This is a genomic window from Sphingomonas sp. 320_CC (assembly GCF_059691795.1).
On record NZ_JCAWAE010000003.1, the window covers coordinates 249,225 to 271,684 of the forward strand.

The 22,460-nt window shown below is 65.6% G+C and carries 21 protein-coding genes and 1 riboswitch; of the genes, 9 read left to right on the forward strand and 12 right to left on the reverse strand.

All coding sequences use genetic code 11. The annotated features are described in order from the left end of the window. Positions 1-262: 262 nt before the first annotated feature. Both AC59GX_RS12690 and AC59GX_RS12695 read left to right on the forward strand, forming a co-directional pair. Positions 263-520 carry a helix-turn-helix domain-containing protein gene (locus tag AC59GX_RS12690; RefSeq protein ID WP_426281552.1) on the forward strand — a complete coding sequence of 86 codons (258 nt, stop codon included), beginning with the start codon at positions 263-265 and terminating at the stop codon, positions 518-520. A gap of 223 nt (positions 521-743) precedes the next feature. Continuing rightward, positions 744-3,773: a glycosyl hydrolase family 28-related protein gene (locus AC59GX_RS12695; protein ID WP_497301816.1), complete on the forward strand. Its 3,030-nt coding sequence runs from the start codon at positions 744-746 to the stop codon at positions 3,771-3,773. Positions 3,774-3,790: 17 nt separating this feature from the next. On the opposite strand, the gene AC59GX_RS12700 is transcribed toward AC59GX_RS12695, so the two are convergent. The 4 genes from AC59GX_RS12700 to AC59GX_RS12715 all read right to left on the reverse strand — a co-directional run bounded on the left by AC59GX_RS12700 (position 3,791) and on the right by AC59GX_RS12715 (position 7,310). After that, positions 3,791-4,996, reverse strand: a complete 1,206-nt coding sequence (locus AC59GX_RS12700; RefSeq protein WP_497301818.1) for an MFS transporter — start codon at positions 4,994-4,996, stop codon at positions 3,791-3,793. A 96-nt stretch (positions 4,997-5,092) separates the two neighbouring features. After that, complete coding sequence (locus AC59GX_RS12705) at positions 5,093-6,595, reverse strand: deoxyribodipyrimidine photo-lyase (RefSeq protein WP_497301820.1); 1,503 nt, start codon at positions 6,593-6,595, stop codon at positions 5,093-5,095. 36 nt (positions 6,596-6,631) lie between these two features. After that, positions 6,632-6,775, reverse strand: coding sequence for a hypothetical protein (locus tag AC59GX_RS12710; RefSeq protein WP_156362367.1), 144 nt, complete (start codon positions 6,773-6,775; stop codon positions 6,632-6,634). 133 nt (positions 6,776-6,908) lie between these two features. Further along, a complete protein-coding gene (locus AC59GX_RS12715) occupies positions 6,909-7,310 on the reverse strand; it encodes a GNAT family N-acetyltransferase (RefSeq protein WP_426281548.1) in 402 nt (133 codons plus the stop codon). 185 nt (positions 7,311-7,495) lie between these two features. Between AC59GX_RS12715 and AC59GX_RS12720 the strand changes: the two genes are divergently transcribed. The 5 genes from AC59GX_RS12720 (at position 7,496) to AC59GX_RS12740 (ending at position 12,671) form a co-directional block, all read left to right on the forward strand. Then, positions 7,496-7,831: a hypothetical protein gene (locus AC59GX_RS12720; RefSeq protein ID WP_133020572.1), complete on the forward strand. Its 336-nt coding sequence runs from the start codon at positions 7,496-7,498 to the stop codon at positions 7,829-7,831. 299 nt (positions 7,832-8,130) lie between these two features. Further along, positions 8,131-8,240: riboswitch (TPP riboswitch) on the forward strand. A gap of 53 nt (positions 8,241-8,293) precedes the next feature. Beyond that, on the forward strand, positions 8,294-10,603 hold the full coding sequence (locus AC59GX_RS12725) for a TonB-dependent receptor (RefSeq protein ID WP_426281547.1): 2,310 nt from the start codon (positions 8,294-8,296) through the stop codon (positions 10,601-10,603). Between the two features lies 1 nt (position 10,604). Beyond that, entirely contained in the window at positions 10,605-11,738 is a 1,134-nt protein-coding gene (locus AC59GX_RS12730; RefSeq protein ID WP_426281546.1) for a phosphotransferase enzyme family protein, read from the forward strand. After that, on the forward strand, positions 11,735-12,292 hold the full coding sequence (gene pnuC, locus AC59GX_RS12735; RefSeq protein WP_426281545.1) for a nicotinamide riboside transporter PnuC: 558 nt from the start codon (positions 11,735-11,737) through the stop codon (positions 12,290-12,292). The genes AC59GX_RS12730 and pnuC overlap by 4 nt, the downstream gene beginning before the upstream one ends. Before the next feature lie 22 nt (positions 12,293-12,314). Then, complete coding sequence (locus tag AC59GX_RS12740; RefSeq protein WP_426281544.1) at positions 12,315-12,671, forward strand: hypothetical protein; 357 nt, start codon at positions 12,315-12,317, stop codon at positions 12,669-12,671. 48 nt (positions 12,672-12,719) lie between these two features. On the opposite strand, the gene AC59GX_RS12745 is transcribed toward AC59GX_RS12740, so the two are convergent. Genes AC59GX_RS12745 through AC59GX_RS12780 form a run of 8 tightly spaced genes read right to left on the reverse strand, consistent with a single transcriptional unit; the run spans position 12,720 to position 20,344 of the window. Further along, on the reverse strand, positions 12,720-13,112 hold the full coding sequence (locus tag AC59GX_RS12745) for a hypothetical protein (RefSeq protein WP_426281543.1): 393 nt from the start codon (positions 13,110-13,112) through the stop codon (positions 12,720-12,722). Positions 13,113-13,163: 51 nt separating this feature from the next. Beyond that, a complete protein-coding gene (locus AC59GX_RS12750; protein ID WP_056488706.1) occupies positions 13,164-14,156 on the reverse strand; it encodes a type II secretion system F family protein in 993 nt (330 codons plus the stop codon). Positions 14,157-14,166: 10 nt separating this feature from the next. Next, complete coding sequence (locus tag AC59GX_RS12755; protein ID WP_056489416.1) at positions 14,167-15,132, reverse strand: type II secretion system F family protein; 966 nt, start codon at positions 15,130-15,132, stop codon at positions 14,167-14,169. Positions 15,133-15,178: 46 nt separating this feature from the next. Next, complete coding sequence (locus AC59GX_RS12760; RefSeq protein ID WP_426281542.1) at positions 15,179-16,468, reverse strand: CpaE/TadZ family protein; 1,290 nt, start codon at positions 16,466-16,468, stop codon at positions 15,179-15,181. Next, on the reverse strand, positions 16,468-17,100 hold the full coding sequence (locus tag AC59GX_RS12765) for a CpaD family pilus assembly protein (protein ID WP_133020567.1): 633 nt from the start codon (positions 17,098-17,100) through the stop codon (positions 16,468-16,470). The genes AC59GX_RS12760 and AC59GX_RS12765 overlap by 1 nt, the downstream gene beginning before the upstream one ends. A 47-nt stretch (positions 17,101-17,147) precedes the next feature. Then, the gene (locus AC59GX_RS12770; protein ID WP_426281541.1) at positions 17,148-18,782 is read right to left on the reverse strand and encodes a type II and III secretion system protein family protein; all 1,635 of its coding nucleotides are present in this window, start codon (positions 18,780-18,782) and stop codon (positions 17,148-17,150) included. Position 18,783: 1 nt separating this feature from the next. Next, positions 18,784-19,821: a Flp pilus assembly protein CpaB gene (gene cpaB, locus AC59GX_RS12775; RefSeq protein WP_426281540.1), complete on the reverse strand. Its 1,038-nt coding sequence runs from the start codon at positions 19,819-19,821 to the stop codon at positions 18,784-18,786. Positions 19,822-19,870: 49 nt separating this feature from the next. After that, on the reverse strand, positions 19,871-20,344 hold the full coding sequence (locus AC59GX_RS12780; RefSeq protein ID WP_497301824.1) for an A24 family peptidase: 474 nt from the start codon (positions 20,342-20,344) through the stop codon (positions 19,871-19,873). A 79-nt stretch (positions 20,345-20,423) separates the two neighbouring features. Between AC59GX_RS12780 and AC59GX_RS12785 the strand changes: the two genes are divergently transcribed. After that, positions 20,424-21,377 (forward strand): alpha/beta fold hydrolase, encoded by a 954-nt coding sequence (locus AC59GX_RS12785; RefSeq protein WP_426281537.1) that lies wholly within the window; start codon positions 20,424-20,426, stop codon positions 21,375-21,377. Continuing rightward, on the forward strand, positions 21,374-22,459 hold the full coding sequence (locus AC59GX_RS12790; RefSeq protein ID WP_426281536.1) for an NAD(P)/FAD-dependent oxidoreductase: 1,086 nt from the start codon (positions 21,374-21,376) through the stop codon (positions 22,457-22,459). The genes AC59GX_RS12785 and AC59GX_RS12790 overlap by 4 nt, the downstream gene beginning before the upstream one ends. The last annotated feature ends 1 nt before the right edge of the window (position 22,460 follow it).

A 22,460-nucleotide genomic window follows, 5' to 3' on the forward strand; every position in this document is an offset into this window, starting at 1 on the left:
GCGCGCGCTCGTCCAGTGCTCGTGACATCACGCCCCTCCCGTTGGTCGGCGGCGCCTTCGCCTGCCGATATGATGGCAGATCTGTACGACAGGTCTTTTCGATCTGACAACAAAAAAGGCTTGATTGCGTCCGATAGCACGGCCCATAGTCAAAACCTGTCCAACCGAATCCGCGTAACGGATCACTGGATCAACAGCGATAGCCACCGCGTCTCGGCCCTAGGCCGCTGCGATTTCGGCCGGCGCACAGGGAGGGATGACCATGGAACGGCCTGGATACCATACGCACCAACCTTCGGTAGCGACCACTGCCGCGACGCGCGCCGCGTCGCCGCGCCTGACGCCGACGCAGATCAGGGTCCTTCGCGGCGTGCATTCGGGTTTGCTCAACAAGCAGATCGCCTTCGATCTCGGGATCGCCGAGGCTACCGTGAAGGTCCACATGACCGCCCTGATGCGCAAGCTGAACGTCCGCAACCGGACGCAGGCCGCGATCGTCGCGCAGACGCTGGCGATCTGACATCTCTGCTTAATCCTCGCCCGCAAGGGGGAGGTGGCGCCGTAGGCGACGGAGGGGGCGGACACGGAGCAGACGTTATCCTTACCTCCCCCTCCGTCTGGCAAGGGCCAGCCACCTCCCCCTTGCGGGGGAGGATCGAAGGTTCCCGAATACGACCTTCGTCGCAGATGAAGCGGGCCTCCACGAACGGTAGGACTGCTGTCCTGATAACGGGAGACGGACGATGGTTGCGAAATGGCTGCTCTGCGGAACGGTGCTTCTTGTCGCCAGCCCGGCCGTTGCAAAGACCGTGGCTGCAAAGACGGCGGCGCCAACCAAGTCGGTCTCGGTCTATCTCAGCCAACCCAACGATCCGCAGGCGGTAACCGTCAAGGGAGTCGGCGATGGCCGCGCGGACGATAGCGCGGCGATTCAGCAGGCGATCGACGCGGCGGCGGCTGGCGGTCATGGTGGCGTCGTATTCCTGCCGTCGGGACGCTATCGGATTAGTCGCACGATCTTCATCCGGTCCGCCGTCCGCGTCTTCGGTGTCGGCGCGACTCGCCCGGAGATCGTCCTCGCCGACAACAGCGCGGGCTTCGGGTCCGGCGTGGCGGCGATGGTCAGCTTCACCGGCGAGGACCAGTACCGCGTCGGCAAGGCACCCGTACCGCCGCGCACCAGCGTGCCGTTCAATCCGGCGATCTTCGACGCCACCTCGAGCACTTTCTATTCCACGCTGTCCAACGTCGATTTCCGGATCGGCGACGGCAATACCGGCGCGGTCGCGGTGCGCTTCCGGGTCGCGCAGCACGGCTATCTGCGACACATCGACTTCCACATCGGCTCGGGTCTTGCCGGCGTCTATCAGGCGGGCAACGAGTTCGAGAATCTGCGCTTCTTCGGCGGTCGATACGGCATCATGTCGGAGAAGACCTCGCCCGCGTGGCAGTTCACATTGCTCGATTCGGAGTTCCAGGGTCAGCGTGACGCCGCGATCCGCGAGCATGAGGTCGACCTAACTCTGGTCAACGTCGCGATCCGCGATACGCCGATCGGCATCGAGATCGACCGCGGCTATTCGGATTCATTCTGGGGCAAGGACGTCCGGTTCGAGAACGTGTCGCAGGCGGGCATCGTCGTTTCCGCCGAGAACAGCGTCTTCACGCAAATCGGCTTCGACAATGCGGTCGCCAGCAATACGCCGACTTTCGCGCGCTTCCGCGAAAGCGGCAAGACCGTCGCGGCGGCGGGGCCAACCTACCGGGTCGCCGACTTTTCCTACGGTCTGAAGCTGGCGGGCCTCGGTACGATCGGCGAATATGCGACCGACGTCTCGATCGCGCCGCTGTCTCGACTGCCCGCCCGACGCGCGCCGGCTATTCGGGCCACGCCGGCCGTGCACGAATGGGCGAACGTGCATGATTTGGGCGTCAAAGGTGACGATACCACCGACGATACCGCAGCCTTGCAGCGCGCGATCGACACCCACCGTGTGCTGTATCTTCCGGTCGGTCGCTACCGCGTCACCGACACGCTGAAGCTGCGGCCCGACAGCGTGCTGATCTCGCTACACCCGAGCCTCACGCATCTCTATCTCCCCGACGAGACGCCGGCCTATATGGGCGTCGGTGGCCCGAAGGCGCTGCTGGAGAGCGCGAAAGGCGGCAACGCGATCGTCTCCGGGTTGGGCTTATGGACCGGTGGCGTGAACCCGCGTGCGACCGCGCTTCTCTGGAAGGCGGGCGAGGCGTCGATGATCAATGACGTCAAGATCCAGGGCGGGGGCGGCACCGTGCTGACCAAGGGCAGCCCGATCGGGTTCGGCGATCCGCGTGCGCGCTTCGATGGCCAGCATCCGAGCATCTGGGTGACCGACGGCGGCGGCGGCACGTTCGCGGCGATCTGGTCGCCGAACACGCTGGCATCGGCGGGCTTCCACGTCTCGAACACCAAGACCCCCGGCCACGTCTACGAACTCTCCGCCGAACACCATTATCGCGCCGAGATCGTCCTCGACAACGTCGAGAACTGGGAATTCCTCGCGCCACAGACTGAGCAGGAAGTGCGCGACGGCGTCGACGCGATTTCCACCGAGATCCGCAATTCGCGCAACATCCTGTTCGCCAATTACCACAGCTACCGCGTCACACGGTCGATCAAGCCGATGGACGCCGCGGTAAAGCTCTACAACTCCGGCGATATCCGTTTCCGCAACGTCCACGTGAACGCCGAAAGCGGGTTCGCGAGCTGCGATGCGAAGGGCTGCGGCACATATCTACGCGCGAGCAAATTCCCGTTCGAGAACACGATCAAGGACATGACGCGCGGGCAGGAAGTGCGCGAACTCGAGTTCGCCAAGCTCGACGTGCCGGCAGCGTCGGCCACGGCAGTGCGAACTCCGATACCGGCAACGCCGGGCGTCGAGAAACTGGCCGACGGTTTCTATTCGATCGCCGGTGGCGCGGTCGATGCGCAGGGCAAGCTGTACTTCATCGATCGTCGCTTCCAGCGGATCCATGGCTGGTCGAAGACCGAAGGCCTGTCGATCGTCGCGGAAGCGCCGCTCGACGCGGTGAACCTCGCGGTCGCCAAGTCCGGCGATCTGCTGGTGCTGTCGTCGGCCGGACGAGACGGGACCGTCTACAGCATCGATCCGACCAAGCCGGCTGACGTTCGAGTCATCGCACCAACCCCAGCCAAGGCGCGACGCGGTGCGGCTACTGTGCTGCCCGTCAACGTCTGGGCGAATGGCGAGTTCGCCGACCGGATCGATCCGACGACGTACCAATATCCACCGCTCGCCGATTTCTTCACCAGCAAGATGGGCGAGGCGAAGGCGCAGGAATATGTCTCGCCCGACGGGTCGCTGGTGCTGCCGGCGTTCCGCGTGTGGAACCAGGGGCCGGACGATCATCAGGGCTGGCGCTGGTCCGATACGCTCGACTCCTATGGGTTCGTCACGGCGCCTCCCGGCGAGCGGGTGGTGCTGACCAACGGATCGGAGAATCGCACGTATAGCGGTCTGGTCGGCGACGACGGCCGGGTGACGGACCTCAAGGTCGTCGCACCGCGCGGCGGCGAGAGCGCGACGCGTGATACGGCTGGCAACCTGTACGTTGCCAATGGACAGGTGTTCGTCTACCGGCCGGACGGCTCGCTGTTACGCCGTATCGACGTCCCGGAACGTCCGCTGCAACTCGTCATCGGTGGCGCCGATCGTCGTACGCTGTTCATCCTGGCGCACCACGCACTCTACTCTATCGGACTGTAAGCGCGTTGGGCGATCGGTCAGATCGCCCGCTTGCGCCGAACCAGGCTGGCCGTCTGGATCAGCGTCGCCAGTGCGGTCAGTACGATGCCGAGCATGGCCACGCCGAACCAGCCGGCCGCGGCCCAGGCCTGCGTCGCGGCGGCGGACCCGACCGCGCCGCCCAGGAACATCCCGCCCATAAAGATCGTGTTCAGCCGCGCCCGCGCTTCGGGGCGCAGCGCGTAGACGATGTGCTGGTTGGAGACGAGCGCGCTCTGGACGGCGAAATCGAGCACGATGACACCGACGACCATGCCTGTGATCGACGTCCACACGCCGAACAGGATCCACGATACCAGCGTCAGCGCGGCGCCGAGCGCGATCACCATATGCGGTCCCTTTCGATCCGCGTACCGCCCGGCGATCGGTGCGGCGAAGATGCCGACTGCGCCGACGATGCCGAACAGGCCCGCGACGTCGGCGCCCAGCGCATAGCGCGGCTCCTGAAGTCTGAGCGCGAGGATCGTCCAGAACGCGGTGAACGCGGCGAAGATCAGCGACTGGGTGACGGTCGCCAGCCGCAATGCGCCGAACTCGCGCCATAGCCCGACGAGCGAGCGGAGAAGACCGCCATAGGACAGTGTAGCGGCTGGCTGGCTGCGGGGCAGCTTGATCGTCATCCAGAGGCCGACCGCGAGCGCCATCGGCACGCCGAGCCAGAACATCTCGCGCCAGCCGGCATGCGTGGCGACGAAGCCGGCGAGCGTCCGGCTCAGCAATATTCCGCACAAGAGGCCTGACATGACCGTGCCGACGGTCGCCCCCCGTCGGTCCGGCGCGGCGAGGTTGGCGGCCAGCGGGACGATCTGCTGCGCGACCGTGGAGGCGATGCCCACCAGAAGCGAGGCAGCCACGACGAGCCCCGCGGTGGGCGCGATCGCGGCGGCGACCAGCGCGGCAGCCAGGACGGCGAACTGGATCACGATCAGCCGTTTGCGCTCGATCAGGTCGCCGAGTGGCACGAGGAAGAACAGCCCCGCGGCATAGCCAAGCTGCGTCGCGGTGGGGATCAGCGTGGACAGTTTGCCCGGCAGATCCTTCTCGATCACGCCGAGCATCGGCTGGTTGTAATAGATGTTGGCAACCGCAACGCCGGCAGCGGCCGCCATCGCGAACGTCACGCTGCTGGTCAGGACATAGCCCGTCGTACGAGGTTCCGGGCGGTCTTGCGCAGTCGATGTCATGGTCAATTCCGGTGTACGGCGCTGCGCCTGACGGGCGCGCCATGCTTGCAGGTGAATGGGTCGAGCGTCGTTAGCGGGCGGCGACGCGCGCTCGGGTTAGATGGGCAGTTCGCCCGTAAGGTAAAGTGCGGACGGCAGGCCCGATGGCAGCGTAGGTTCGGGCGCGGTACGCGTTGCGGCGGTACGAAGCCACTCCGGGCCACCGTCGCGGTGCCGGGTCGAGCCATCCGACCGCGTCGGCACCTTGCCGTAGATCGGCGGCCCGTCGCGACCGGGCGATCCTGCACCGAACGACGCCGCGATGTTGCCGTAGGTCGACGGATCGCGCCCGTCGAGGCTGAGCCGGTCGTTCAGGTAACAGGCGGTCGCCCATGCCGTTTCGGGATCGGGCGTCAGGGCGATGATCCGCTTGGCCCAGTACATGCGCAGATTATTGTGCATCCAGCCGTCGACCAGGAACTGGCGCTGGCAAGCGTTCCAGGTCTCGTCCCTGGTGGTCCCGTTGAGCAGGTCGGCAAGTGTTTCCACTTCCGGACGCGGGTCAGAAGCGTGCGCTGCGAGCGTTTCGCGGGCCCATTCCGAGACGCGGTCGTAGCGCTCGGGCGAGGGAAGCGCGCGAGCCTGGTAGTGGAACCATTCGCGCCATGTCAGCAGTTCGTCGGCGAATTTGGTCTTGGCGGCGGCGGGCGCATCGGCGGCTTCGACGGTGGCCATGACTTCGCGTGGGCCGATCACGCCGAAATGCAGATAGGGCGAGAGCATGCTCGCACCGACCGGTTTGGTCGCATCGTTGCGGGTCGTCGCATAGGTCGGCAGCACAATGTCCATCAGCCGTTCGAGCTTGCTTAGCGCACCGTCGCGACCGGCCGGGAAGTCCGGACTGAGCGCAAGCGAATGATCGATCGCTGCGCTAGCGACCAGCCGGTCCAGGTCGGCGTCGCTGCATGATTCGAGACGATCGGACGTGAAGGGCAGGGGGCCGTCATACGCGGCGATGTCCGCCTGAAGGTCGTCGGTCGCCAGCCAATCCGCACGCACTGCCTCGTGCTTGCGCCGGAACGCGGTGGTCGAGCCGATGCCGTCGCCGAGCAGCGCGGGGGGTACCAGGCATGCGGCGTTGACCGCGAACATCGCGACTTCGGTGCGGGCGGCGACACGGTCCGACTGCCAGCGCGCGACAAAGGTCGGCTGGTCCTCGACGAACACCGCGGCGCTGTCGGCTGCCAGACGATAGACCAGACCCTTCTCGCGCGCGTCGTCGCGGTCGACATGCTGGACGCAGGCGAGGCCGCGCTGGCGACAGTCTCGCGCTAGATCGCGGCTTGCGCCGAGAATGAACCGGTGCAGGCGATCGGACGCGTAGGGGTAGTCTTCGCGCAGCCCGTGATAGACGAGGACCGGCAGCTCGAGATCGTTGCCGAGACGGATCGCCGCGTCGATCACCGGATTGTCGCGGGCACGCAACGCCTGCTGCAGCCAGCAAAGGACGTAGCGCCCCGTCGGACGTACTTCCGCCGCGTTCATCCGGCGGACGCGGGACGCCTCGGCCCAGGAGTCCAGCGATTCTACAGTCGAAGGTTGCGAGAGCGGCGTTACCATGATGGCCCAACACACGGGGCTGGCGCGACGATCCCTTCAGGGGCGGACGTATGCCAAAGCGTCGAGTGCCTCGGAGATCAATGCGGCGACGACCGTCTGGCCGAGCGCATCAGCCTCCGCCAGCGCATCCTCGAGATGCTCGCGAAGCCGTTGATCGGGATTGAGCATCCGTTGGGGCATGTCTGAGTTATATCGCCGCAAACGTTTGGCGATACAAGTCGGTCCCTCGACTAGTCGCAAAAATCCCACGACCTGCCCGCTTAACTCCGTGAGAACTGATGTTGGTAGTAAATATCAAGGGCAATGCCGCGACTCAAAGGTCTCGGTAGTAAAAGATTTCCGCTTCGTCTGCAGGGCGCAAGCCAACGATCTGCCCGGCTAATTGCCAATTGGTGCGTGTCAAAAGTCCGACAGCGGCGCTGTTATCGATACCGGTCGAGATGAAGACTCTGCCACTCAGGACAGATTTCAGTTCGGCTATCAACGATTGGGCGATCCCGTTGCGACGATAGTCCGGATCGACGACCAGTTTGTTCACATAGTCCTTGCCGATGCATCCGCCGGTCTGCCACGCGATATAGCCTGCGATGACGCCGTCCACTTCGGCTACCAGCATGCGGCGCTCGACGATCTCCGCGATCCGGTCTCCGGGGAAGGAATCGAACGTCATCAACCGGGAAAGGTCATACGGTTCGGCGGCTCGGATCGCGGTCATGGTCTTTCCCTGTTGCAACCGATCGCCGGTTCCAGGTCGGCGACTTGAAGGGCAGAACGGACGTTCCGGCTGGAAGTCTCACGAGTTGCTTTAGATTATAGAGATTCCTGGTACGTTCTCGCTTCGGGTAGCGGGCGTGCGCGAACGAGTTGCCTGGACCGTGTTCGCGCGGATAAGCTGGCGGAATGGAAAACACCGCACCGCAGCTTGACCTGTTCACCCGCCTCGAAATCGCGATCGAGGAGCGCAACGAGGCCGCCGAAGCCTTCGACGTCTTCAAGCAGGATGCCGTGATGGCACACGCTCCGGCTGCTGGAGCAGAGCCGGCCGTGACGAGCGAGGACGCCGCCGATGCCGCCGCGGGCGAGGTCGACGACTTCAACGCGGAGGTGAACGCGCTGTTGCAGGGCGCGACGGACGCGGAGCTTGCGGGCGCGTACGACCAGTCGGGCGGCGAGGTCGGCAACCCGGTGGCCGAGGCGCTGCTGGGAGAGATCAAGCGTCGCGAGGGTCGCGCCTGATCGTACGACGTCGCCGTTAGTCGCCACATTTTGTGATGCGGTGAGTCTTTAAGCCGCGTTGCAACGTAACTGTCACACCGCCGCGGTGTTGGCGCTCCCTTGCCGACCCTGGTGGTGCTCGTCGATCGAGCAGTAGAGGCGGTCGGCCTACCTTGTTTTCACAGCATGTTTTCTGGGTAGGCCGGCCGCTGCGCGCCATTCTTGGGGAGGGGCTTGAGGTTCGCCGGTGCACCGCGTGCGGCACTCCAGCCAGATCAACGTGATAGCCCTTTCCACCACTCGCCCAACCGCCTAAGCGGCACGTATCCCCGGGGGGCCGCTGATGTGCGGCTGAGAGGTGGGCAACAGCCCATGACCCGCTGAACCTGATCCGGCTTATACCGGCGTAGGGAGGGTCTGCGGCTGGCCCGTCGTCCCTCCGATTGGAGTGGACGTGACGTTTTTTAATGCTGGTTTTTTGTTGTGACGCGCCCGTTTATAGCGCGTGGCCGCCCTGCTTTCCGGGTAGCGCTGACCCTCTCGGCGAGCCTTGCCGCATCCTCTGCAAGCGCGCAGGTCGCGTCCGAGCCTGTCGAACCCGCTGAATTCCGGGTGGTCGGCAAGCAGGACCCGGCAGGCTTGCTGCCCGACCAGAAGGTGCCACGCGCGCAGAGTGCGATCTCGGCCGACTTCATCGTCAAGCAGGCGCCGACGCTCAACGCGTTTCAGTTGGTGACGCTGCTGCCCGGCGCGAACGTCGCATCGAGCGACCCGTACGGCCTGTCGACGAGTTCCAGCCTGACGCTGCGCGGTCTCGGCCAGGACGAGATCGGCGTGCTGATGGAAGGCGCGCCGCAGAACGACATCGGCTATTATTACGCCTACCCGTCGCAGTTCGCCGACCCGGAGAACCTCAAACGCATCTCGCTCGCCCAAGGGTCGGTCGATATCGACTCGCCGACGCTCGGCGGGGCAGGGGGGATGTTGTCGCTCGCACTCGACGATCCGAAGGCGCGTCCCGGCGCACTCGTCGACCTGTCGCTCGGGAGCTACGCGGCGCGGCGTGGGTTCTTCCGCGTCGATAGCGGGATGATCGGCAATACCGGGCTGAAGGCGTTCCTGTCCTATTCGAACACCCGAGCGGATAATTGGCGAGGTGCCGGCTACGATACGCGCCAGCATATCGACGCCAAGCTGCTCAACGAATGGGGCGCCGGCAACCGCGCCAGCCTCGCGCTGTCGTACAACGACGCGAACTCGTCGAGCTACCCGAGCCCGACGCTCGCCGAATGGACCGCACAAGGTCGCGGCTTCAACTACGACAAGCGCTATACGGCGGGGAGCACCAACTACTGGCGCCTGTACCGCGCGCCGTTCCGCAACCTCTACGCCTCCGCACCGGTGCACCTCGTGCTGAACGATCGGCTGGCGCTCGACACCACCACATACCTCCAGTTCGGTTACGGCAACTCGCCCTACGGCACGCAACTGACCACCGAAGGCAATTTCCTCGGTACTGAGGAACTGGCGCAGCCGATCGCGCTGCCCGGTGCGGTCGACGGCGTTGCGACCGTGCTCGGCAACTACACCGGCGACCAGATGCGGACCGGCAACGTCAGCAAGCTGACCTTCAAGACCGGTGCGCACACGCTCACGGCGGGGTTATGGTTCGACTACGGCACCGACCGCGTCACGCAGTCCTACACCTCGATCGACGCAGACGGGCAGCCGACCGATCGCTGGGGCTATCGCGCCAAGGCGATCCGCACCGCCGATGGCCGCCTGCTCGCCTATGAGAACCAGCGCACCGTCACCGTGACGAAGGGCTTCTTCCTCGCCGACAGCATCGCGCTGACGCCGCGGCTGACGATCGATGCCGGGTTCAAGGGCGTGAACGTGCTGCGTAACGGCCGCAATTACCTCCCCGGGCCGCAGGACAAGGTGCGCAACGACAGCTTCGCCGCGCTGCCGCGCGCCGCGATCCACTACCGGATCGACGATCGCCAGCAGCTGTTCGCCAACATCACCACCAACTTCCGCACGCCCAACGAGTTCACGCTCTATAACAGCTATTATGGTGGCGAAGTGGTCGTGCAGGGGACGAACGCGCTCAAGAACGAATATTCGGTGTCGCAGGAGATCGGCTATCGGTTCATCGGCGAACAGCTATCCGCTTCGGTGACGGGCTTCCACTACAAGTTCCGCAACCGCCAGCTCGCGACCGTGCTCGACCAGGGCGGCGCGCAGGTGAATGCCACCCTCAACGCTGGCGGCCAGACCTCGTACGGCGTCGATGCGGAGATCGACTACCGCCCGGTCGCGGGTGTCAGCCTGTATCTTTCCGGCGAATATCTGCGCGCACGGATCGACGACGACCTCCCGGTCGGCGCGGACTTCCTGCCGACCAGGGGCAAGCACGCGGTGTCCAGCCCGACCGTGCAGTTCGGCGCTGGCGGGATCTACGACGACGGCCGGTTCTTCGGCAGCGTCGCGTCGAAATATATCGGCCGGCAATATGCGAGCTTCATGAACGACGAACGCATCAAGGGCTATGCGACGCTCGACTTGTCGGTCGGCATGCACCTTGCCGACTGGCTCGACGGCAAGCGCACCGACCTGCGCGTCAACGCGATCAACGTCACCGATCCACACGTCCTGGCCGGCGTGCAGTCGGTCAGCACCAATGCGCAGGACACGATCGGCCGTAACGGCACGGTGATCGCCGGCTCGCCGCCCGCGTATTACATCGGCAGCGGCGCGGCGGTCATGGCGACGATCTCGCGGGCGTTCTGAGGTGGCGTCGCAGCTGAAGCATCTGGTCCACGGCATGGGTACGACGCTGGAGGCGCCGACCTGGCCCGCCATCGCTGCGGACGAGGCTGAGGCGGTGCTGGCGCATTTTCCGGCGGCAGGGCGGATGACCGGGCTGCACTGGCATTCCCCGCGACCGTTCTCCGCCGCGACTCTGGTGTACACGACGAACGGTGCGTTCCTGTTGAAGCGCCACCATCACCTTGTCCGCACGGTCGAAGGGCTGGCCGAGGAACACGCATTCATCGCGTACCTCGCTCGCGCGGGCGCGTCGGTGCCAGAAGTTATCACGACCGCAGATGGGGCAAGCGCGGTCGCGATCGGTCCATGGTCGTACGAGTTGCACCGTCAGGCGCCGGGCGAGGATTTGTACCGCGACCGGTTGTCATGGACGCCGTTCCTGTCGCTCGACCATGCCCATGCCGCCGGCGTGGCATTGGCGGAACTGCACGTCGCGGCGCGCGGGTTCGATGCGCCTGCGCGACGCCTACAACCCCTAGTCTCGAGTTTCACGATACTTCCTGCCGCCGATCCGCTGGCTGCGGCGAGCGCATATGTTGCCGTCCGCCCGGCGCTGACCGCATTCCTTTCCGCCCGGCCGTGGCAAGCGCAACTCGCGCGATTGTTCGAGCAGGCCGATAGCGACCTGTCGTCGCTTCTCGCGAAACAGACGCCGTTGTGGACGCACAACGACTGGCATCCTTCCAACCTTCTCTGGACTCGAGCGGGCGCGGTGCGGACCGTGTTCGACTTCGGGTTGGCGGATCGCACCAATGCCGTTCACGACATCGCGACGGCGATCGAGCGAACGGCGGTGCGCTGGCTGGATCTGGGGCAGGGGGCTGACGATGCGATCGCCGATCCCGAGACGGCGCTGGCGCTGATGGCGGGCTATGCCGAAGTCCTACCGCTGAGCCATGAGGAGATCGCCGCGATCGTGTCCTTGGTGCCGTTGGTCCATGTCGAATTCGCGCTGTCGGAGGCCGATTACTTCACCGCCGTCGTGGCGGACACCGCGTCCGCCGCCATGGCTTGGGATGATTATCTGATCGATCATGCGGCGTGGTTCTTCTCGCGTCCGGGCCAGGACTTCCTGCGGCGGATCGCGCAGTCATGACGCCGCTCGAGATCGTTGCGGTCGTCGTCAGTTTTGCCGGGATATGGCTGACCGCGAAGCGCAACATGCTGTGCTGGCCAATCAATTTCATCGCCTGTGCGCTCTACTTCAAGCTGTTCCTCGACGTGCGGTTGTACGCGGACATGGTGCTCCAGGCGCTGTTCGCGATCGCCATCGTCTATGGCTGGCAGGCTTGGGCGCGCGGCACGAACGATAGCGGCGATGTCGTCGTCGAGCCGTTGCGGTCATCGCGTGCGGTTGCGGGTCTCGGCGCGGGAGCGGTCGGGGCGTTCGTGATCGGCTGGTTCATGAGCCGTTACACCGACGCGGCATTGCCCTGGGCCGACGCAACGCTCAGCAGTTTCAGTCTGGTCGCGCAATATTGGGTCGCGCGACGTCATGCGGCGAACTGGCTGCTGTGGATCGCCGTGGACGTCCTGTATGTCGGGATGTTCGCGTATAAGGGGCTCATGCTCACGGCTGGCCTGTACGCGGCGATGGTCGTGCTGGCCGTGATCGGATATCGGCGCTGGCAGGCGCGCTCCACCGGCTAGCGCGCGAAACGGAGATTGGGCGTTGGCGGACAAAAAGGACTGGGACGGCGACGCGGTCCGCAAATGGCTGGACGCACGGGGGATTGCCGCACGCTCCGAGCAAGTTGTTGCCGAGCGTGGCGGCCGTGAATTGCAGGATGATTGCGACAAGGCGTCGGCCGAGGAAATGGTCTGTTCGCTGATGAGCCGCAAAGGCGTGGCGGATAGCCAGGCCGCGTTCGGCGCCGCACTTGCCGCGATACTGGACCGCGACGAATATATCTGGCGCGGTGTCTACAACGATACGCGCTTCGACCGGCACGTGCGGTCCTACGCTAGAAAGCTGGTCAAGATGGCGAAGACGAACACCGGGTTCGAGAACGTCGCACATTACCAATAGGCTTCGATAAGGCGGCCCGCTCGGTGGTGAGTGGGCCGCCTTAAGATATTAGCGATGGTCGAAGTCGAACCAGCCGCGCTTCGTGCCATCATTATTATAGGCCGGGCGGGCCGACGACGCGGCTACGGGACGCGTGTCAGGCGACACGAAGATCGAGCGATCCTCTACCGGCGCACGGGTCGTCGTCACCGGTACGACTGGCGCTACCGGCGTGGCCTTTACGAGGCGCGCATTCTCATGCTCGGCCTCAACCGCACGCTTTTCGGCGGCGGCGGCGCGGATGTCGGCATCCTTCTTGGCGACCGCGTGCGCGTCACGCTCGGCGTGATAGCGCGCCTTCCACTTCTTGCCACCGGGATGGCTCGCCAATCCGAACAGCCAGCCGGCGACGAAGATTAGCGCGAGCGCGGCGAATTGCGTAGGCGTGGAAAACAACGGCATCGAAAAACCCTCCTGTTACGGGGCTCAACGATCCGTTGGCGTTGCGGTTGCTTACCCCTTGAGCAGCGCGTCGGAGATCGAGCAGGCGGCTGGGCCGAGAATGACGACGAACAGCACCGGCAGGATGAACAGGATCAGCGGCACGGTCATGATCGCGGGCAGACGTGCCGCTTTCTCCTCGGCACGCATCATGCGTTCGTTGCGAAATTCGCCCGACAATACGCGCAGTGCGGAGGCAAGCGGTGTGCCGTATTTCTCGGTCTGGATCATCGTCGTGACGACGCCCTTCACCGCGTCCAGCTTCACGCGCAACGCGAAGTTCTCGAACGCGCTGCGGCGGTCGGTCAGGAAGCCCAGCTCGATCGCGGTGAGGGTGAATTCCTCGCCCAGTTCGGGATAGGCGCGGCCGAGTTCGCGCGCGACGCGGTGGAACGCGGCATCAACGGTCAGGCCGGCCTCGGCGCAAATCACGAGCAGGTCGAGCGCGTCGGGAAGGCCCTTGCGGATCGCATCCGAGCGCTTCTTGATCTTGTTGTCGAGATACAGGTCCGGCGCCTTGTAGCTCAGGATGAAGCTCATCGCGACGAGCCCGTATTTCTTGAGCGGGCCCCAGGTCGCGAAGCCATCGGTGCCGTAGACCCAATAGAGCATCGCCCCGCCGATCACGATCGGCAGCACCAAGCGTCCGAAGATCACTGCGGGCGCCCATTCCTTCGAGCGGATGCCGGCCTGCATCAGCTTGACCTGGACCGCCTTGACCTGGCTGTCCTGCAGCACTTTCATCGACGAAAGAATGCCGCGCATCCGGTCCGCGGTGTCGTTGCGGGTGACCAGTTTCGCGCGGCGCTTGGTCGAGGCGGTGATGCCGGCCTTCAACTGCTCGCGACGATCGTTCAGCGCCTTGACGCGCTTGGCCATCGGATCGTGAACCGTCGTCACCGCATAGATCGCGATCATCACGGCGAACGCGGCGACACCCGACAGGATCGTCGCGACCCAGAGTACGTCGACCCCGAGCAGGGTAGGTCCGGCGGTCTCGCCCATCGTCAGTCCCTCAGATCTCGAAGTTGATCATCTTGGCCATGATGAAGGCGCCGATCGCCATCCACATCATGCCGCCCATGCCGATCGCCATCAGCCGTTCGTCGACGAAGAACCGTTGCATGTAGGTGCCGTTGATGAACCAGATCAGCGCGAACACGATGAACGGCAGCGCGCCGATGATGTATGCGGACGCCTTCGATTCCGACGACATCGCCTTGATCTTCAGCTTCATCTGGCCGCGCATGCGCAGCACGTTGGCAAGGTTGGCCAGCGTCTCCGCAAGGTTGCCGCCGGTCTCGCGCTGGATCGCGATGGTGATGACGAAGAACTGGAATTCGGGTGTGCCGAGCCGGTCCGCGGTCTCCTGGAGCGCGGCGTCCATCGTCCGGCCGATCTTCATCTTGTCGCTGACCGAGCGGAATTCCTCGCCGACCGGGCCGTCGAGTTCATGCCCGACGACGCCGATCGTCTCGCTGATCGGCAGGCCGGAGCGCAGCCCGCGGACCAGCAGTTCGATCGCGTCGGGAAACTTCGCGGTGAACTTGCCGACGCGGCGGTTGATCGTCTTGCCGACGACCAGATGCGGCAGGCCGATGCCGACGAACAGGCCGAACAGCAACGCGAGCAGGATCGGCATGCCCTTGAACAGCATGAGCGCCGCGACGACCAACGCGATCCCGGCGGTCGCCATGCCGTATTGGCCGACCGTCCAGTCCTTGCCCGTCATCGCGAGCCGCTTTGCGAGCTGCACCGGGTTGGGCAGGATACGACCGAACGCCAGATCCATCTTGGTATCGCGCGCATGCGAGATGCGCCGCATGTGCGCGTCCGCCACGGTGATCTCGTCGCCGTGCCGTTCGCGCAACGCCACGAGCCGGCGCGATTTTGCGCGGCCCGGCGAGGGCCCGGCGAATGCGAACACGATCATCCCCAGCACGATGCTCGCGCCGACCATCACGAGCAGGAGCGGCGCCATGCCGGTCATTGCGCGACGCTCGTCATGTGCGCATGACCATGCGCTGTCATTTCGCTTTTGCCGGCTTCAGCGTGCGCTTCGTCATCAGCCCGCGGAGTTCGCCGAACTTGCCCATCAGCGACCGGCCCCGGGACGCCTTGGCACCGTCGATGCCGCAGTCCGCGACCGCCGCGGCGAGCGCGCTGGCGAGCGCGACGATCGGCGCGATCGTCTTGCTGGTCTTGCCGACCTCGACGATCGGCTTGCCCAGCTTGGCCGACTGCGCCGCGAGCTTCTGGTCGAACGGAACGAGGTAATCGATCTTGCGCTCGATCGAGCCCTCGAAATCCTTGCGGCTGATCTCGAGCTGGCCGCCGGTGTGCACGCGGTTGGCGACTACGAACAGCTCGATCTGCGGCGCATTCGTCTTCAGCCACGACAGGATCCGGATCGTATCGCGCGCAGCCGCCAGCGTCAGGTCGGTGACGATCACCGCGAGCTTCACGTCGCTGATCAGGTGCGGGTGCTGGATCATCATCGCGCGCGGCAGATCGACGACGGTGCATTCGAACGCCGCGCGCATCTCCTCCTGCAGCTGGTAGAAGGCGGAGCCGTCGGTGACCACAGGCGTGCTGATCGGTGCCTCGGCGCTCAGCACCGACAGGTTTTCCGTCGCCTTGACCATCGCGCGTTCGATGAACAATCCGTCGATGCGGCTCGGATTCTCGATCGCGTCGGTCAGGCCGCGGCCGGGCTCGAGATCGAGGCTGAGCGCACCCGTGCCGAAATGCACGTCGAGGTCGAGCAGCGCGGTCGATCGCTTCTCCTTGTCGGCGAGCAGCCACGCGATCGAAGTCGCGATCGTCGATGCGCCGACGCCGCCGCGCGTGCCGATCACGCCGACCGAGCAATGCGGACGCTCCGGCGACAGGTCGACGGGCTTCGGTGCATTGAGCATCATCTGCGCATGGACGAACGCCTCGCGCAGCATGTCGGGATGGAGCGGCTTCAGCAGGTAATCCTGGATACCGCTCGCGACGAGGTCACGGTACAGGCGGACGTCGTTCACCTGGCCAGCGGCGATCACCACCGTGCCGGGCTCGCAGACTTCGGCGAGCGCGTGGATGTCGTTCAGCGGATCGCCCGACTCGGCGAGATCGACGAACAGGATCTGCGGTGATGCGGCAACCGACAGCGACTGGATCGCGTTGCGCAGTCCGCCCTTGTAGATCTTGTCGACCGACCAGCCGAGTTCGGTCGCGATCGGGCGCAATGCCGCCGCGGTCGTCTCGTCGCAGACATAGGCGGCAAAGGGATCGCGACTGGCGGCGCCAGCGGGCTTCCACGGAGCGTTCATCACTTGCCTCCCGGCGTGGCTGCAGCGAGCGAACCGGCACCGGTCGGCGCTTTCTTGCGGTACGTGTCGATCGCCTTGTACGAGGCGGCGGTATCGGTGGTCTCCGCGCCTTCCTTGCCGCGCACGAGGTCGGCAGGATTGGCGATCATCGCCGCGAGGTTGCTGTTGATCGCGCAGCCGAAGTTGGACGACGTGTTGGATTCGAACTCGTTGGTCGCGTTGCGCGACCAGTCCGGACAGTGCGGCACCTGCGCGCGCATCCGGCTGACCACCACCCGAATCGATCCTGGCGTGACCGAGGCCGGGGTGACCGGCGCGTCGTCGCTCAGCAACAGGCCATAGCTCGCGACCACCGCGGCGACGTCGCCGTGCGCGGCGGGGCCTTCGCCCGCGGGATCGTCGATGGCTACGCGGTCGCCATAGCCGAGCCGCATCGCGTTCATCCAGCCGGCAAGCCGTTGCTGTTCGCCCGGCGCCAGTGCGCCGCCCGACACGCCGAGATCGAGCGCGTAGTCGGAGCGGCTCACGACCGGTTGGTGGACCGATTCAAGCCCGCGATTCTCGGTACCCATGCACCCGCCGAGCAACAGCGCGGGGACGAGGGACGCTAACAGGATCGACTTGGTGATCATCGGAAATCCTTGATGCGGTGTTCGCGAGCGGCGGGGCAGGGGCCGGCTCAATTCGAGAAACCTGGCGCGGGCACGGCGCCCTTCTTGGTCTTGGCGCCATTCCCGTTGGCAGGGCGCGCGGCGATATCGTCCTCGCTGCGGCGGACATCGCTACGCGGCATCGGCATGACCGGGGCGGCGGCACCGATCGCCGGTGGAACATAGGAAGGCCGCGCGATCGTGGGCACCGGCCGCTTGCCGCCGCCGGTGGCGCTGAGCGTACCCAACAGTACGCGGTCGATATCAGTCGGTGCGCGCGCACCGTCGGTCGGCAGCGCGATGTCGCTGGCGTTGTTGACCGGCTTCACCAGATACGGCGTGATGACGATCACGAGTTCGGTCTCGTTGCGCTGGAAGGCGTTCGAGCGGAACAGCGCGCCGATGATCGGCAGGTTCGCCAGCCCCGGCGTCTTGTCGTAGCTGTTGTTGTTGTTGTTCGACAGCAGGCCGCTGATCATCATGCTCTGGCCCGAGCCGAGTTCCACGGTCGTCTCGGTACGACGAGTCGTGAGGCCGGGCACGCGCGTGCCGCTGAGCGTGATCGCGTTGGCGTAATCGAGCTGCGACACTTCGGGGCGTACCCGAAGCGAGATCCGACCATCCGACAAGACCGTGGGGGTGTAGGCGAGGCTGATGCCGTATTGCTTGTACTCAACCGAGATCGTGCCGAGCGCCTGCGCCAGCGGGATCGGTATCTCGCCGCCTGCCAGGAACGTGCCCGTTTCACCCGACAGAGCGGTCAGGTTCGGGTTGGCGAGCATCGTTACCTGACCCAGCGTTTCACCGAGATCGATCGCGCCGAGCAGGTCCATGCCGAGTAGGCGCCCCGCCAGGCCGACGGTTGAGCCGATCGCGGCCTTGGCAGGAAAGCCGAAAAGTGTGTTGCCGGGGAAGGCGCCATTGGCGTCGATGGGCGCATTGGGAGCATTGATAACGCCGGGCACGGTCGTGATGGTGCCCTGGCGACCCTGGGCGATGTTGAATAGGAAGTTACCCGAACTCCGGCTCGTCAGGTTCACACCAATATTCTTGACGAAGTTCCGCGTGACTTCGGCGACGCGTACCTGGAGATTTACCTGCAGAGGCGTCGCCGTCTTCAGTCGCGACAGGACCTTTGTCGAATCACCGACGAACGCCTGCACCAGCCGTTCGGCTTCGGCGGCATCCTCGGGTGCGGCGACCGTACCCGTGAGCAGGATCAACCCGTTCATCGGCGTCGCGACGACCTGTGCCTCGGGCATCGCGAGCCCAAGCATCTGCTGCACCGAATCGAGGTTGTTGCCGACGCGAATGGTCGAGGCGTAGACGACGCCGCCGCCCTTCGCAGTTGCCGAGATCGTCGTCTCGCCGGTCTTCTTGCCGAACACGTAGAGCTGCGTCGGCGAGCGGACCTGAACGTCGGCGATGGTGTCGTCGGCGACGAACAGGTCGCTCATCGGCCGCGCCAGCGTGACGAGACGTCCGCGACCGGTGTTGACCTGGACGACGGGCAGTCCCGAGGGGGTGGCCTGCGTACGAGCCTGAGCCCGCTGGGCATGCTGGGCGAGCGCGGGGACGGATGGTGCGGCGGTGGCCGCGGCAAGGGCGACCGCGAGCGGCCAACCCATCTGCCGTCCGACTGGGCGCGTCATGGCGATACGCATCTTAATTCTTCCCCCCGACCGGAACCATGGTCACCGCGTTGCCGCGGGCGACCCGTACGGCCGGGCCCTGCACCACGACCGGTGCCCCGCCACCGGACTGCGGCGCACTCATCATCTGCATAGGACGACCGTCTTCGCCGCTGGATGCCTTGCCGGGCACCGTGCTGCGCTGGTACCGCGAGACGTCGGCGCCGGTCTGATAGCTACCCGCGCCGGAGCTCGGCTGGCCGGCGACACGCACCAACATCGCCTTCTCCGCCTTCGGATCGGTACCGTCGGGTACCTTCACCGCGCCGGACGCGATCGCTTCCTCGAGTTCGGCCGAATTGTCGGCGATCGACCGAAGCGACAGCGACAGCGAGCCGAGCGTCTGCGCGAGCGCGACCTGTTCGGCCATCTTCGGCGTCGCCTCGATCGTCACGTTGGAGAACGTCTTGACCTCCGTCTTGCCGTCCGCACCGACCAAATTGTCGGTCCGCTGATCGGTCGCGAGCACGCGGATGTTGCGCATGATCGTTTCGGACACCTTCAATGGATCACCATCGCCACCGCCCCTGACCGCCTGGGTCAGCACGAGGTCGATTCGGTCGCCGGGAAACACGAACCCGGCGACCGCGGCCTGTGCCGAGACGGGGACGGTGACCGCGCGCATGCCGGGCCCGAGTGCCGCGGCGAGGAACCCTCGATCGCCGGGCTTCACCAGCGCGCCCTGCGTCACCGGCTGTCCGGCGGTGATGATGCTGCGCACCACCGTGCCCTGCAGCGATTTCAGGTCGGTCTTGTCGCGGAGGTAATAGGCGTTGTCGACCAGCTCCTTCGGCCAGGGCTGGAACTTCAGCGCCGTGGCGTCGAGTATCGTGCCGACCGGGAGCGAGCGGGTTGCGACCAGGACTTCGGGGCCGTCGATGACCGGCGCGGCGATTGCGGTCGCGCCAGCTTGCGGCGCCGAACTGCCGGCGATCAGCGTTCGGGCGAAGAAGGCCGTGACGGCTGCGACTATAAGCGCGCCGACCAGCAAAATGATCTTGCGTGTATCCATGACTAGATCGTGCCTTTCAGGCGCCGCGAATGTATTTCGACGTTAATCATCACTGAAACTGGTTAAGGAGTGGTTCGCGCAGCGCAACAAGTCCGGCGATTGCTATTGCCACACCGTAGGGAACCTCGATCTGTCCGGCGTTCTTCTTGGCGCGATGCTCGATCATCATGACGAGCGTGACGAGGCCGCCGACGATCGACATCACCATCAGCATCGACAGGAACGCCGGGAACGGCAGCCACAGCGAGAGCGCGACGATCAGCTTAACGTCGCCGCCACCCATCATGCCGAAGTGGAAGGCTACCAGGAACAGCGCGAAGACGACGAGCGCGACGCCGATCTGCAGCGCCATGTCGGGCCATGGGTCGAGTCCGTTCGCATACCACCACAGCGGCGCCAGCAGAGCGACCGCCGCGGTCTTCCAGTTCGCGATCTCCCGCGTCCGCGCATCCTGGATACCCGCCGAGACCAGCAGGCCGCCGAGCACCAGAATCAAAATTGGAAGAGCAATGTTCCATCCCATCGGCTAGTCCCTAACGGACATGGCTTTCGAAAAAGTAACCGTGCTTGGAGGAATTTCGAATGATGCCACGGGTTTGCGCATGACGATCGATCCGGCAGCCGTGCGTCGGACGATTCCGGACAAGGCGCGCATCGGCTATTGGACCGCGCCCGACGGCTGGAAGCTGCGCCGATTCGACTGGCCGGCACAGTCACCGCGCGGGCGGATGCTGTTCCAGACGGGGCGCGGCGATATCTTCGAGAAGTATCTCGAGACGTTCGCGCATCTGCACGCATCGGGTTGGTCGGTGACGGCGTTCGACTGGCGCGGGCAGGGCGGGTCGGGGCGTTTGTCGAGCGATCCGCATGTCGGGCATGCGAACGACTACCGGGTGTTCGATGCCGACCTTGCGGCGTTCTGGTCGGATTGGAGCGCGGAGGACGCGGGCCACGGCCTGCCACGCGTTATACTCGGCCATTCGATGGGCGGGATGATGGTGATGCGCGCGCTTGCCGATCGGTCGACCCAGCCCGATGCGGCGATCCTGGTCGCGCCGATGATCGGGTTGAAGGGGCCGTTCGGCGCGGCCTTCAGCGCACGGATCGCGCGGTGGATCGCCGGCCGCGGCGACCCTGCGCGCGCGGCATGGCGCAGTAACGAGCGGCCGGGATCGGTCGCCTCGCGCCGGTCGCTGCTGACGCACGACGCCGATCGCTACAGCGACGAGGGATGGTGGCAGGCGGCGCATCCCGAACTCGTGCTGGGGCCACCGAGCTGGGCGTGGCTCGCACAGGGGTTCGCGGGCGCTGCGGCGCTGGCGAGCGATCCGCGGGTCGAGTCGATCGATACGCCCGTGCTGATGCTGATTGCGGAGGCCGACAAGCTGGTCGATCCGCGTGCGGCGCTCCGCCTTGCCGGGCGGTTGCGCAATGCGCAGGTCGTTCGCTTCGGGTCGGAGTCCGCGCATGAGATCCTGCGTGAGGCTGATGGCGTGCGAGATCGGGCGTTGTCGGCGATCGATTCGTTTCTGGATGCGTGCGCGGTCCGACGGTGACGAAAACCTACGATATCGCGATCGTCGGCTCGGGCATGGCGGGCGCTAGCCTGGCCGCGGCTATCGGGTTGCAGGCGCGTGTGCTCGTCCTGGAGGCGGAGGACGCGCCCGGTTATCACGCGACGGGGCGCTCGGCCGCCTTCTGGTCGGAAACGTACGGCGGGCCGGATATTCAGCCGCTGACGACGGCGTCCGGTCCGCTGTTGCGGGCAGGGGGCCATCTGGCGCCGCTCGGTTCGCTGCACGTCGGCCGCGCCGAGGACGAAGCGGCGATGGACGCGTTCCTTGCCGACTTCGCGGATAGCGACGTGCGGCTGGACCGAGTCGATCCTTCCGCTTTCGTGCCCGGCCTTCGCCCGGAATGGATGCTGGGCGTGCAGGAAGCGACCTGTGCCTATATCGACGTCGCCGCGCTCCACGCCGAAAGCATCGCCACCGCGCGCCGGGCGGGTGCGGTCTTCGTCACCGATGCCGCGTTTGCCGGAGCGACGCGCGCCGACGGGATCTGGACGATCGAGACGAAGGCAGGTGCGTTCCAGGCAAGGACGATCGTCAACGCGGCCGGGGCCTGGGCGGATACGATCGCAGCGCGGGCCGGCGTCCGCCCGCTAGGCTTGCAGGCCTATCGCCGGACGATGGTGCAACTGCGTACCGACCCCGGCGCACCCGAAGGGCTGCCGCATATCGCCGACATTGCCGGTCGCTTCTATTTCAAGCCCGAGCTCGGCGGTCGGTTGTGGCTCAGCCCGCACGACGAGACGCCGACGGCCCCGTGCGACGCCGCGCCTGAGGAGATCGACGTCGCGATCGCGATCGATCGGTTCGAGCAGGTCGTCGACTGGCGAGTCGCGGCGGTCGAGCGACGCTGGGCGGGCCTGCGCACGTTCGCGCCCGATCGCCTGCCGATCTATGGTTTCGACCGCGACGTGCCCGGCTTTTTCTGGTGCGCGGGGCAGGGCGGCTTCGGCATCCAGACCGCCCCTGCGGCGGCGCTGCTCGCCGCCAGCCTGCTGCTCGGCGTCAGTCCCGATCCCGCAGTCGCGGCGATCGACGCCGCACGCTATTCGCCCGCTCGGTTCTAGG